Annotated in this window: 13 protein-coding genes; 2 read left to right on the plus strand and 11 right to left on the minus strand. The window is 60.7% G+C overall.

Annotation, left to right across the window (positions count from 1 at the left end; genetic code table 11):
• Window positions 1-52 precede the first annotated feature (52 nt).
• The 5 genes from NCT04_RS28620 to NCT04_RS28640 form a co-directional block, all read right to left on the minus strand.
• Window positions 53-1,654 (minus strand): histidine kinase famiy protein, encoded by a 1,602-nt coding sequence (locus NCT04_RS28620; protein WP_250469210.1) that lies wholly within the window; start codon window positions 1,652-1,654, stop codon window positions 53-55.
• Window positions 1,655-1,936: 282 nt separating this feature from the next.
• Complete coding sequence (locus tag NCT04_RS28625) at window positions 1,937-2,128, minus strand: hypothetical protein (protein WP_250469211.1); 192 nt, start codon at window positions 2,126-2,128, stop codon at window positions 1,937-1,939.
• Between the two features lie 480 nt (window positions 2,129-2,608).
• Window positions 2,609-3,490 carry a class I SAM-dependent methyltransferase gene (locus NCT04_RS28630; RefSeq protein ID WP_250469212.1) on the minus strand — a complete coding sequence of 294 codons (882 nt, stop codon included), beginning with the start codon at window positions 3,488-3,490 and terminating at the stop codon, window positions 2,609-2,611.
• Window positions 3,487-3,978, minus strand: coding sequence for a polyhydroxyalkanoate granule-associated phasin (locus NCT04_RS28635; RefSeq protein WP_250469213.1), 492 nt, complete (start codon window positions 3,976-3,978; stop codon window positions 3,487-3,489). The genes NCT04_RS28630 and NCT04_RS28635 overlap by 4 nt, the downstream gene beginning before the upstream one ends.
• A gap of 234 nt (window positions 3,979-4,212) precedes the next feature.
• Window positions 4,213-5,160, minus strand: coding sequence for a GlxA family transcriptional regulator (locus NCT04_RS28640; protein ID WP_250469214.1), 948 nt, complete (start codon window positions 5,158-5,160; stop codon window positions 4,213-4,215).
• A 269-nt stretch (window positions 5,161-5,429) separates the two neighbouring features.
• Here NCT04_RS28640 and NCT04_RS28645 point away from each other — a divergent pair, with 269 nt between their 5' ends.
• Complete coding sequence (locus NCT04_RS28645; protein WP_250469215.1) at window positions 5,430-5,972, plus strand: carbonic anhydrase; 543 nt, start codon at window positions 5,430-5,432, stop codon at window positions 5,970-5,972.
• 89 nt (window positions 5,973-6,061) lie between these two features.
• Here NCT04_RS28645 and NCT04_RS28650 read toward each other — a convergent pair whose 3' ends face one another.
• From NCT04_RS28650 to NCT04_RS28670, 6 genes are all read right to left on the minus strand, one after another.
• The gene (locus NCT04_RS28650) at window positions 6,062-6,460 is read right to left on the minus strand and encodes an FKBP-type peptidyl-prolyl cis-trans isomerase (protein WP_244830929.1); all 399 of its coding nucleotides are present in this window, start codon (window positions 6,458-6,460) and stop codon (window positions 6,062-6,064) included.
• Between the two features lie 71 nt (window positions 6,461-6,531).
• Window positions 6,532-6,837, minus strand: coding sequence for a DUF4148 domain-containing protein (locus tag NCT04_RS28655; protein ID WP_244830928.1), 306 nt, complete (start codon window positions 6,835-6,837; stop codon window positions 6,532-6,534).
• Between the two features lie 67 nt (window positions 6,838-6,904).
• A complete protein-coding gene (locus tag NCT04_RS28660; protein WP_250469216.1) occupies window positions 6,905-8,440 on the minus strand; it encodes a cryptochrome/photolyase family protein in 1,536 nt (511 codons plus the stop codon).
• A gap of 152 nt (window positions 8,441-8,592) precedes the next feature.
• Window positions 8,593-8,718 (minus strand): hypothetical protein, encoded by a 126-nt coding sequence (locus tag NCT04_RS34520; protein WP_255784860.1) that lies wholly within the window; start codon window positions 8,716-8,718, stop codon window positions 8,593-8,595.
• 22 nt (window positions 8,719-8,740) lie between these two features.
• Entirely contained in the window at window positions 8,741-9,739 is a 999-nt protein-coding gene (gene cydB, locus NCT04_RS28665) for a cytochrome d ubiquinol oxidase subunit II (protein ID WP_250469217.1), read from the minus strand.
• Window positions 9,740-9,773: 34 nt separating this feature from the next.
• On the minus strand, window positions 9,774-11,165 hold the full coding sequence (locus NCT04_RS28670) for a cytochrome ubiquinol oxidase subunit I (RefSeq protein ID WP_244830925.1): 1,392 nt from the start codon (window positions 11,163-11,165) through the stop codon (window positions 9,774-9,776).
• 430 nt (window positions 11,166-11,595) lie between these two features.
• Between NCT04_RS28670 and NCT04_RS28675 the strand changes: the two genes are divergently transcribed.
• Window positions 11,596-12,954, plus strand: a complete 1,359-nt coding sequence (locus NCT04_RS28675; protein ID WP_250469218.1) for an LLM class flavin-dependent oxidoreductase — start codon at window positions 11,596-11,598, stop codon at window positions 12,952-12,954.
• The last annotated feature ends 50 nt before the right edge of the window (window positions 12,955-13,004 follow it).

Consider the following 13,004-nt stretch of genomic DNA (forward strand, 5'->3'; position numbering starts at 1 on the left):
GCGGGGGAGGTCGTGCAGGATCGAACGGTTTTAGCGGATAGGCACGGCGCCGTTATCGCCAGCGCGGGTCGTCCAGCACCAGGCGTACTTCGCGTGCAAGATCGGCCTGACGATAAGGCTTGTGGATGACCTTGAAGCGCACGCCATTTGCATCGGCGATATCCTCGATGGTTTCGGCGTAGCCCGTCGCCACCAGTACACGCAGTTCGGGCTTCAGACGCTTGGCTTCGCGCGCGAGCCCCGCGCCGGTCAACGCACCCGGCATCACGAAGTCCGTGAAGAGCAAATCGAATGCTTCGTCGGATGCGAGAATGGCGAGCGCGTCCGCTGCGTTGAGCGCGAGCTTCGTCGAATAGCCCATTTCGTCGAGCATGGCTTGCGCGACTTCGCCCACGTCGCGCCGGTCATCCACGATCAGTACTTTCTCGGTTCCCCTTTGGCTGATCACGTGCGAGGTATCTTGCGACGCCTCCTCGGCCACATCCACCGAGGGGAAATAGAACGTGAGCGTCGAGCCGACGCCGTAATCGGACGATATGGTGAGCGCGCCGCCTGTCTGACGCGCGAACGAAGCCACCATGCTCAAGCCAAGCCCCGTGCCCTTGCCACGGCCCTTGGTGGTAAAGAACGGCGTCAGCACCTTGCCGGCGACTTCCGGCGTCATGCCCGTGCCGTTGTCGGTGATGGATAGCGTGACGTAGCGTCCTTCGGGTAGATCGACGAGGCCTGTTGAATTGGCCTTCGTCAGTTCGAAGTTATCCGTGCGCAGGAGCACTTGCGCGTCGGTTTGGCCGCTCAATGCGTCGCGCGCATTCAGGATGATATTGAGCATGGCCATTTCGAGTTGCCCGACGTCCAGTTGGCAATTGCGCAAGTCACTGGCAAATTCCGTGCGGATTGAAATGGTGTCGCCGAGCGTGTGACGCGCGAGTTCCAGCAAGTCGTCGCAGATGCCGTTCAGGTTCACCGTGCGCCCGACCAGCACCTGCTTGCGCGCGAACAACAGCATTTGCTGCGTGAGCGACGACGCCGTTTTGACCGCGCCGCGAATCTTGGCGATGTTATTCAGGATGGTTTCGTCGCGTGCATCGGTCTTGACGCTGAGGTCGAGCAGATCGACATAACCGACCATGACTTGCAGCAGGTTATTGAAATCGTGCGCCACGCCGCCGGCCAGTTGACCGAGCGCTTCCATTTTCCGCGCCTGATGCAGACCTTCTTCGGCCTCGTGCCTGCGGCTCACATCGACCTGGGACGCGAAGAAGTACACGAGTTCGTTCTCTTCGGTGAAGATGGGCGCAATGAAAAGCTCGTTCCAGAATGTCGTCTTGTCCTTTCGATAATTCAGGACTTCGGCGGCAAACTCTCTGCCTTCCTTCAGCGCGACGCGGAGATCGGCAAGCGCCGTCAGGTCGGTGTCCGGACCTTGTAGAAACCTGCAATTGCGGCCGTAGATCTCGGCGTCGGTGTAACCCGTGAGCTTGCGAAAGGCATCGTTGGCAAAAATGATCGGGTAGTCGGGAAGGCGCGCGTCCGCCACCAGCATGGGCGTGCGCGTGGTGGTGGCGGCCGCGAAGAACAGATCGTCCCGGCGCGGGTCGAGTCCCCGGTTTTGTTCGACGAAAGGTCGTGGGCCATGTATGGGTGAGTGCATGATCGCTGCTCGCAGAACGTTTCCGCAGACACGCAGTTTGCGCGCTCTGCGCCGGCTGCGAGTGATTATTTGCACGAGCTGGTTGAGCACCGGGGGCGAATGATGGTTCGATACGCCATCGAAGCCTCACCGCCACGAAGACAAAGCTGCCGCCAAGCGGTTTGCGCTCGATTTTCGGCTTGGTCCGTGCTTTACCCTCGGCAACGCTCAAGCGCCGCGCGATTCGCGACATCGAGCGCCCGCGTTTCAATGCGCGCCTCTCGTGCTCTACCACGTCGTATTTTAGATAGCCGGCTTGTCTGCCTGATCCTTGTCCTCCGGGCTGTCCGTGACATCCAGATCGTCGAGCACCGAGTCGATCTTCTCACTGTCGCCGTTATCCAGTTTTTCCTGGACTTCGTCGTCAGTCAGCGAATCGGTTTTATCGGCGGGGTGCTGCTCTGCATTGCCCGAAGGCATGGGTTTGTAGTTCATGTCGTCCCTTGATTCCAGTTGAAGGTCTGTTTCAAGCGCAATGGCAAGGCGCCCGAGGTATTCGGCAAAAGCCAAAAAGCACCCGCGACGGGCCTGCCACGGGCGGCGCGCAATGGCGGGTCTGTCGACTCTCTGCCCGGCGAAATCACCGCGTCAGGAGACATCCCCTGACCACGACCCTCGGTGATCCTTAACAATCAGCATGAATCGTTCCGAATGTCAAAAAAGGCGGTTTCGATGGGGAACGCGTAGGACTTGCGGTAGGGCTTGCGTGGCTTGCAGGCCAAGCGGTAGACGAGCGGGGGAGGTTCGTTCGATTGCCAGCACGGACTGCGACAGCACCCGTGGAGACGCGCACAGGAAGTATCGGTAGACGGAAGATGGTTGCCTGGGAAGGCGTTTGGAACTGGCAAACGACTCAGGTGTCGAGTCATGCGCCCCGCGACTTGCACGCAGAAGCAAAGCGAAAGTGAAATAATCCTACCGACCCAGCGTCACATGCACCAGACACGGCAGATACTTTTCGCTGCCCGGATGCATGCGGATCAAGTTGTCCGCGAGCCTCGGCCAGCCACGCGGCGCGCGGTATTCGAGCAAGCTCACCGATTCGATGCCCGGTGACCACGCGCGCAGACAAGCTTCGATGTCGTTGGTATCGATGCCCCACGGCATTGGCGGTAAGCGGTAGTACGGTGTTTTCATCACACCCCACATGGTCAGCGACGAAAACCATTGCGGTATGACATCGAAGATCATCTGGGCTTTGGGAAAGCGCGCGGCGATATCGTTGAACAGGCGCTTCACCGCCGCCGGGTCGAGGTACATCAGCAAGCCTTGAGCGACGACCAGCACATCGCCGTCCGAATCGATCTCTTTTGCCCACAGCGGATCGAGCGCGCTCGCCGAAATGTGACGAAAGCGCTTCGATGGCTGCAAAAAATTCTCCCGAAACGCGATGGCAGCGGGAAGGTCGACGGTGAGCCACTTCATGCGGCCGTTATCGACACGGTGTGCCTGAGTTTCAAGGCCTTCGCCCAGCGAAGCGACAACGCCATTCGGATGATCTTCGAGCCAGCGCAAGACCAGATGATCGATTTCGGCGGCGCGTGCCGCGAACGAGCCGTCCGGGACACCGAAGCGTCCCGCGAAGTCGTAATCGATCGCAGCGCAGATTCTGGAACTCTCGGGATCGGACAACACGGGGTTCGGCCGTCTGGCCTCGCACGCGCGGTCATACAACGTCCACAGCATCGTTTCCGATACGCCCTGAAGGTTCACCACGATATCTGCCTTCGCTTCGCCGCTTTTCGACTGGCGCGCGGCGGCACGTCGGCGCCGTAGCGGGACAGTCGCGGTGCTCACAAGGCACCTAGCCGTTTGGCATTGGCTGTCGCGCGGTCGTGAATGGGAGCAAGCGTTTCCTGGATCACGTGCGTGGCCGAATTGGCCAGACGCAGCGGATTGATCGGCGCATTGTTGACGACGCCAAGCAAAACGGCCTGCCGCTCCAGCCATTGTGACGCAGTCTGGCTGGATGCCAGCGCGATAGTCGCGGAAGAGGCTTCCCAGATGAGCCGCGTCGTGTCGGCGGCGAGCGTGATGGCGAGGCTGAGACAGCCGGAGCCGAGCGCTTGCAACGCTTCCGTCGCGGCTTCTTTCTTTTCGGTGCTCATCAGGCTGAATTCGGTTTGATCGCGCTCGCTCGGCAACGGTCCCGCCATTGCCATGCGGACCGTGCGATGTCCCACCACCTGCGAGGTCGCGCGGAACATTTCGCTTGCGTCGGAGAGCGTTTCGAGCCAGCTGGTCGAGAGGTCGCGAAGGGGGGAAGCGGACGTAGATGCGGCCATGTAGGCGCTCCTTTGATAGTAGAAACTAGGCGGATGGCCTACTGACGATTGTCGATAGTCGACTGCAACTTGACGATGCGAGCGCGGCTAGTGGAACCGCGAGCAATGCACAGGCCCATGATAGGCCGATAAATGTTGCGACGCAACATAAAAGCACATGTCGCTGCTATTAGTCGAGCAATGCGATGCCTGCATGAAAAGAACGGTCATTCAAAAGCGACGATCAGCTAGTTTTCAACGCAGTTCGCTGCGTGCGTTCCTGCGCAGCACATCGGCGGGTACGCCAAAGGTCCGCAAGAACGCGCGACGCATGCGTTCGCGGTCGGCGAAGCCGGTTTCATCGGCGACCACGTTGATCGTGTGACGCCCTTGCTCGATCATGAATCTCGCGGCTTCCAGCCGAATCTGTTCAACGGCCTTGGCCGGCGACTGACCCGTTTCGGCCATGAACGCTCGGCTGAATTGCCTCGGGCTAAGGTTCGCCACCGCCGCGAGTTCCTCGACCGTGAGTGGATTGCGCAGATTGCGGCGAATGTGCGCGACGACTAACTCGATACGATCGGACCTAGGCGTCATCTCGAGCAACGCGGAATGCTGCTTCTGCCCTCCGAGCCGACGCTGATGCATCACGAGAAGCCGGGCGACGAACTTCGCGGCATCCGGGCCGAGGTCATTGTCGATCAGCGCCAGAATGAGATCGATGCCGGCGGTCATGCCGGCCGAGGTCCAGACCGGGCCATCGTTGATGAAGATCCGGTCCTCGTTCGTCGTCACGTCCGGAAAACGCGCCCTGAATTCGGGTGCATGCGCCCAGTGCATGGTCGCGCGCCGTCCGTCCAACAGTCCCGCTTCGGCGAGCACGAAAGCGCCGCTGCAAATGGAAGCAATCCGTCTCGACGCCTTGGCCGCCGCTTGCACGAACGCGATCAGATTCGCATCGAATGAAGGCATTTTGAGTTCGGTGATCGACCCGACGATGACAGTGTCGAAAGCGGGGTCGTCGAAAGCCTCGGTCGAAAGCGTCATGCCTCCCGACGACTCGATCAAGCCACCGTGTTCGGACAACAGACGAATGTCGTAGTACGGGCCGGTCGGCGGAAGGTTCGCCAGTTCGAACGCCGTCAAGGCCGCAAGACTCATCATCTGAAACCTTTGCGGCACGATGAAACCGATCCGATGCATGGTTAGTCCCGCCGTGTGATGTCCTGAATGGTGGCAACTACGACCTGGATCGTAACGGCGCGGAACGTTAAGGTACAAGCGATTTCCGCATCCGCTCGCATCGAGTGAGACGACGAACATTGCGTCGCAAATCGCCCGGGCCGCAGCCGAGCAGATAGTGGCGGTCCTTTAAAGCCGCGAAGGCATGGTCTAAAAGTATTGTCTCGAGCGGGCGCCGCGCACCGAATACAACCATCGGGCTATTTGCCCTGATCGCCAGGAGAAAGGACATGGACTTCAACCAACTCATCGCGGAACGTAACGCGCACTTCGTTCAAACGCGGTTCGAGCCTGAACTGACGATGCTGCCGTCGCTGGGGACGATTGTCGTTGGCTGTGTGGATCCGCGTGTCGATCCTGCCGCCGTGCTTGGGCTGGAACAAGGCGAAGCGGCGGTAATCCGCAACGTGGGCGGGCGTCTCAATCGATCATTGCTCGAAACGCTGGCCGTGCTGAGCGTCGTGGCGCGTGCGGCCGGACGCCCGAATGGCGGGCGCAACCTCGTGCTGCTTCAGCATACGGATTGCGGAATCATCGGATGCCATCGGCATGCGCCTGCGCTGCTTGCGCAGTATCTCGACGTCGAGCCTTCCGCGCTCGATGCCCTTGCCATTACCGAGCCGAACCAGGCAGTCGCGCTGGACGTCGCGGCGCTCAAGGCCAATACGACGTTGCCGGATGATCTAGTGGTGTCGGGTTTGGTCTATGACGTAAAGACCGGTCGTGTCGAAACGGTTGTTCCGCCGGCGCCGTTGCGTGAAGCGGCTGCCTGATTGACCGGTGCCGCGAGCGCCCTGGCATGCTGCCTTGCCGGACAACTTCCGGGCAAGGCAGCATGCCTTTGAGCGATCCTGGTAACGGCTTACTTTCCGATGCCAAGCAACTCGATCTCGAACGTGAGATCGCTGTTCGGCGGAATCGAGCCTATACCGCGTTCGCCGTAAGCGGTCGCTGCCGGGCACGTCAGCTTGGCCTTGCCGCCGACTTTCATCTTCTGCACGCCTTGCGTCCAGCAGGGAATCACGCGACCGAGCGGGAAGCTGGCAGGGCCGCCGTGCTTGTCCGACGCGTCGAATTCGGTGCCGTTCGCGAGCGTGCCGCGATAGTTCACGCGCACGACGTCGTCGGCGGTAGGTTGCGGTCCCGTTCCTTGCTTGATGTGTTCGACGACGACACCCGACGGCAACTTGTCGACCGGGTTTGCAGCGAATGCAGTCGATGCAAGAGTCGAAGCAGCAAGCAAAGCAATGACGAATTTCATGCGAGATCCTCGTTTGTCAAAACCTGATTATATCGGGCGCGCTCCCTCGTCCCGAGTCGGCACGCGGCGCTTCAGCTTGGCGGCATCGGCTGACATTCCACCTGATACCAACGATCCACCTGGCGTTGCGCCGCTTGCAGATCGTCGGGGTAATACGGATCGAAAAACATGGACGGGTGATAGCCCGCCGTTTCCAGCGCCGCCAATTCGCTGCGATTACGCTCGGATGTGATCGGCGCATTGTTCTTGAGCGCGGTCAGATCGCGGCACTGTGCAGGGCTAAGATGCGTCGTGCCGTTCTGCATGCTGGTGGCGCAACCGGTGAGCAGGATGGCCGTCGCGCAAATCAGAGGCCGGAATCTCGGCAAGTGCTTCATGTCATGTCTCCAGTGAAGTCCAGTTCTCAAGCGCTGCGTGCCAGCCAACGTTACACCGTGCGGGCCATCATAGCGAATCCAGATTCGCCTTCAGCGCACGCGCTTTCGTGGCTATGGCCGCGCGTTCTTCATCGGGCATCCGGCTCAACTGCTTGTAGATCATCGTAAGCCGATGATTACGCCCGAGCGTCGCCTCGTTGCGTGCGAGAAAGTCCCAGTAGAGCGCGTTGAAGGGACAAGCGTCTTCTCCGTTGCGGCGTTTTCTGTCGTATGCGCAGCCTTTACAGTAGTCGCTCATGCGGTCGATGTACGCGGCGCTCGAAACATAAGGTTTGCTCGCCATCAAGCCGCCGTCGGCAAACTGGCTCATGCCTAGCGTGTTGGGTAACTCGACCCATTCGAAGGCATCGATATAAACGCCGAGATACCACGCACAGACTTCGGGGACGGAGAGACCCGCGAGCAACGCAAAATTGCCGATGATCATCAGCCGTTGAATATGATGCGCGTGCGCCTCTTCGAGCGACTGGCCGACCGCATGCTTCAGGCAACGCATGCGAGTGTCGCCGGACCAGAACCACTGCGGCAGCGCGCGCTTGTGACGGAACACGTTCTTGCTTGCGTAGCGCGGCATCTGCGCCCAGTACACGCCGCGAATGTATTCGCGCCAGCCGATAATCTGCCGAATGAAGCCTTCCACCGAAGGCAATTCGGCACGGTGCGCGCGATACGCCTCTTCAGCCGCTTCGACCACTTCGCGCGGGTTGAGCATCTTCGTGTTGAGCGCGAACGAAAGCTGCGAGTGGAAGAGACGCGGCTCGTGCGTGCTCATTGCGTCCTGCCATGCGCCGAAGTTCGGCAAGGCTTCCTCGATGAAGCGCGCGAGATGCTGGAGCGCTTCTGCACGATCGAGCGGCCAGCGAATACGCGCGGCCTGCGGATTGCCGAAGCTGTTCACGCCTGCGGCGACGATATCGCGCCATAGCTTCGAATGGTCATGCACCGGCCGAGGGTCTTCGGGCGGCGGCGGCTCGCCATGCCATGCGCGGCGATTGTCGTGATCGTAATTCCACTGGCCGCCTGCTGGCCGATGCTCCGTTTCCATCAGCACGCCATGCTGGGTACGCATATGCCGATAGAACCGCTCCATCAGCCATTGTCCCTTGCCGTGGGTGTCGAAGAACTGCTTCGTTTCGTGGCGCCCGGTGAAGAAGTGTTCGCTGTCGACCATTTGCGTGGCGATCGGCAGCGCCTTCGCATACGCGTCGAGCTGATGATCGAGCCGCCATTCGTCGGGTGCCTGATACTCGAAGCGATCGATTCCCTGCGACGCAATCAACGCGTCCAGATTCGCGGGAACGGAGTGCTCGTTGGCCGTATCGTCGATCTTCAGATAGTGAACGCGATGTCCAGCCTCACGCAAACCGTCCGCGAAACGGCGCATCGCCGCGAAGATGGCGATGATCTTCTGCGCGTGATGCAGCACGTAATCCGTCTCCTGACGCACCTCCATCATGACGTAATGCACGGTGGCGTCGGGCTCGACGAACCAGCTATGCGCGGGGTTCAACTGATCGCCGAGAATCAGGCGCAAGGTAGTCATGGCGATGGCGTGGAGATTTTGGCGGCAATCTCCTCATGCCAGCAATCCAGACGCCCGCCGTGCATCGCAACCCGGATCGCCGCTTTGGCAACGCGAATACGCCTGCGTGTGGACGTTTTGTCGAGTCTCTTTGCGCGAGAACGTCGCCTCGGTCAATGTCCCATCGCCTTGACGGCCAGATAGTGGAACGGGTAAGTAATGAGCGCGGTACCCGCCACACCCACGCACCAGAGCAGCACGAACCAGAGAAAGCGGCGGAGTGCCGGGCTCGGTTTCATAAGCGTCATCCTCCGCGCGAGATTAGTGATAAGCCGAGCCGGGCCTCACTTTGCCCCGGAACACCCAGTAGCCCACCGTCGTATAAGCCAGAATGATCGGGATGATGATGACCGCACCCACGAGCGTGAACGCCTGACTCGTTTCCGGCGATGCCGCCTCCCATAAGGTCACGCTGCCCGGCAACGCATAAGGCCACACGCTCAAGAGCAGCCCGATATAGCCCAGGAACACGAGCAGCAGCGCGATAGCGAGCGGACCGGCCTCTGACTCGCGCTCGATCGCGAAGTACATGGCGACCGCCGTCAGCACCACCGCGACCGGCACCAGATACAGCCAGAGATGAAACGACGAATGAAACCAGCGTTCGGCGATGCGCGCATCGGTGAGCGGCGTCCACACGGATATGACCGCGATGAACGCAAGCAGCACGGCCGTGAGCGGAAGGATGAGCGCGCGCATGCGTCGTTGCAGATCGCCATCCGTCTTGAGGACGAGATAACCCGCGCCCAGCAGCGCATAAGTGCATGTGAGACCAAGCCCTGTGAGAAACGGAAAAGGTGCGATCCAGAAGAACGCGTCGCCCGAGAATGCGTTCTGGCTCACGGGTAAGCCGTGCAGATAGGCACCCAATATCACGCCCTGAAAAAAGCTCGCGCCAGCCGAGCCGCAGATGAAGAACAGGTTCCAGATATTTTTCGTGCGCGTTGCCTTGGCGCGCACTTCGAAGCTCACGCCCCGAAAGATCAGACACACCAGCATGAAGATGATCGGCAGGTAAAGCCCCGACAGCGCGATCGAATACGCAAGCGGAAAGGCCGCGAACAACGCGGCGCCGCCGAGCACGAGCCAGGTTTCGTTGCCATCCCATATCGGCGCGATGCTGTGCATCATCAGGTCGCGTTCGGCATCGTCGGGAAAGAACGGGAAGATCATGCCGACGCCGAGGTCGAAGCCATCGAGCGCCACGTAGATGAAGATGCCTGCGGCGATGATCGCAGCCCAAACGATTGTCAGATCCATGTCGTCACCTCACGTGATTTGGCGTGCCGCACGGTTAGCGCGAGACGGCGGAGAAGGGGCGGCGGCCCGTGGCTTCGGTGGGATCGCGCGTGGCGTCGGCAGGCAGCGGCGGCGTTCCTTGCGGCCCCTGGCCGATCATGCGGAAGATGTAGTAGAGCCCGATGCCGAAGACGAGGCAATACACCAGCACGAACAGCAGCAGGGAAAGCCCGGCGGAAGCCTGTGTGATGGGCGAGACTGCATCGGAGGTGCGCAACACGCCATAGACCACCCAGGGCTGGCGGCCCGCTTCCGTCGTGATCCATCCGGCGAGCAGCGAGATGAAACCAGTCGGGCCCATCAGGACGGCGGTCCACTGGAACCAGCGCGCTTCGAATAAGCGTCCGCCGCGTCTGAGCAGATTACCCGTCACGGCGACGAGAATCATCAGCATGCCGAGACCGGCCATCACGCGGAAGGTCCAGAAGATCAGCGACGAATTCGGCCGGTCCGCTTTGGGAAAGTCCTTGAGCCCGCGGATCTCGCCATCCCAGCTATGCGTGAGAATCAAGCTGCCGAGATGCGGGATCTGGATCGCATGACGCGTGACTTCCGCGTTCATATCGGGAAAGCCGATGAGATTGAGCGCCGTGCCGCCTTTCTCGGTTTGCCAAAGGCCTTCTATCGCCGCGATCTTCGCGGGCTGATAGCGCCGCGTGTTGAGACCGTGCTGGTCGCCCACGAGCGCCTGAACCGGCGCGAGCACGAGCAGCAGCCAGAGCGCCATCGACACCATGGTTCGCGTTTCCGCGTCGCGCCTGCCGCGCAGCAGATGCCATGCGCCCGTTGCCAGAACCACGAGCGCGGCGACGATGAACGCCGCAAGCGTCATATGCGCGAGCCGATACGGGAACGACGGGTTGAACACGATGGCGAACCAGTCGACCGGAACCACGTGTCCGTTCTCGATCCTGAAGCCTTGCGGCGTCTGCATCCAACTATTGGACGAGAGAATCCAGAACGTGGAGATCAGCGTGCCGATCGCCACCATGATCGTCGCGCCGAAATGCGCCTTTGGGCCGACCTTCTCCCAGCCGAACAGCATGATGCCGAGAAAGCCCGCTTCGAGAAAGAAGGCGGTCATGACTTCATAGGTGAGCAAGGGACCGGTGATGGGTCCGGCAAAGCGTGCGAAGCCCGACCAGTTAGTGCCGAACTCATAGGCCATGACCACGCCCGACACCACGCCCATGCCGAAGCCCACGGCAAAGATGCGCGACCAGTAGAGACAAAGCACCTTGTAATGCGGCTTGCCGGTCTTGAGATAGCAGCCTTCGAGCACGGCGATGAAACTCGCAAGCCCGATGCTCAATGCCGGAAAGATGATGTGAAACGAGACCGTGAAGGCGAACTGAAGGCGCGAAAGGTCGAGAGCGTCGAGATTCATCGGAGCATCCACCAAGGCTGCGCGCTAGCCCGGCGGACCTTGGCGCGGTTCATCGAACCGTGATCCGCGCATGGCGAATCACGGGCCACGTCATCGGGCCGGGGCGTTCGCTTCTTGGAAACGCCTGACGGGCCGGTGTCAATCTGACGACATCATGGCTTCTGCAAACACCTTCGGCATTTATACGTATGTATAGCGAAAGGGCGACATGCCGCTGGCGCGCGGGCGGGAAGACAAATAGCGTGCGAATCTGAAATGCGCGGGTTCGTCGGAGCAAGACGGCGCGCCAGCCATCATGGATGCCGCTTATAGATGCATCCACGCTTTGCATATTCTTCCGACGGTAATAAGCGCATGACGATACGGCCTTTCTCCAAGCGCAATCAAATGACTAGACTCGAGGGTTTTCACGCGTCCAGCCAAGTCGATTATGCCTCGCCAGATCCGGTTCAATGCCTTCATGATGAATTGCGTGGGGCATCTCGCGCCCGGTCAGTGGACAGCGCCTGCAGACGATTCAGTCGGCTATCTCGACACCCGCTATTGGGTCGAGCTTGCAAAGGTGCTGGAAGAGGGCTTTTTCGACGGCCTCTTTCTCGGCGATGTCACCGGCATCTACGATGTCTACGGCGACAGTCCCGCCGCCGCGTTGCGCACCGCCGCCCAGGTGCCGATGAACGACCCCGTGCCGCTGATTCCCTTGATGGCGCACGCGACCAAGCACCTGGGCTTCGGCGTGACGGTATCGGTGGCTTATGAAGCGCCGTATCTGCTGGCGCGGCGCTTCACGACGCTCGATCAGTTGAGCCGGGGACGCGTCGCATGGAATGTGGTGACGTCGTATCTGCAAAGCGGCGCGTTGAGTCTCGGGCAGACGGAACTGCGCGCCCATGACGAACGCTACGATCGCGCCGATGAGTTTCTCGAAGTCTGCTACAAACTTTGGGAAGGAAGCTGGCAAGAAGGCGCATTGCGGCGCGATGCCGAACGCGGCATCTACGCCGACCCCGCGCGCGTGCGCAAGATCACACACAAGGGCCGCTACTTCGAAAGCGAAGGTATTTTCCAGTGCGAGCCTTCGCCGCAGCGCACGCCGCTTCTGTTCCAGGCAGGCGGATCGACGCGCGGCACGGCATTCGCGGCCAAGCATGCGGAATGCATCTTTCTTGGCGCGCCCACGCGCAATGGCTTGCGCAAGTCGGCGCAGTCCATCCGCACCGCGCTCACGGAAGCGGGCCGCGCACCGGACAGCGCATTGCTGTTCGCCATGCTGACCGTGATCGTCGATGAAACCGCCGAACGCGCGCAGGCACGCTATGCCGCGTATCAGGCGCGCGCGAGTTACGAAGGTGCCCTGGCGTTGTTATCCGGCTGGACGGGCATCGATCTTTCGCGCTATAGGCCCGACGATACCCTCGCTTACGTCGATACCGATGCCGGCCAGTCCGCACTTGCATCGTTCAGCAAGCTGGACCCGGAACGCGTGTGGACCGTGCGCGATGCGGTGGAATTCGTGACGATCGGCGGACGCGGCGCGGTCGTGGTCGGCGATGCGGCTCAGGTTGCCGACGAATTGCAGGCGCTCGTGGAAGAAACGGATATCGACGGCTTCAATCTCGCGTGGGTAGAGTCGCCGCGCACGTTCCACGATATCGTCCAATATCTCGTGCCCGAATTGCAAAGGCGCGGTGCGTACAAGACCGAATATGCAGAAGGCACCCTGCGCGAGAAGCTGTTTGGCAACGGCGCCTATCTGCAAGCGCCGCACGTCGGCGCGAGCTATCGATAAATGCCGCTAGTCCCTTAGCGCCCCGGCGAATATGAATCCACGAAATCGTT

The organism is Caballeronia sp. GAFFF2, from assembly GCF_023631485.1.
Classification (GTDB): Bacteria; Pseudomonadota; Gammaproteobacteria; order Burkholderiales; family Burkholderiaceae; genus Caballeronia.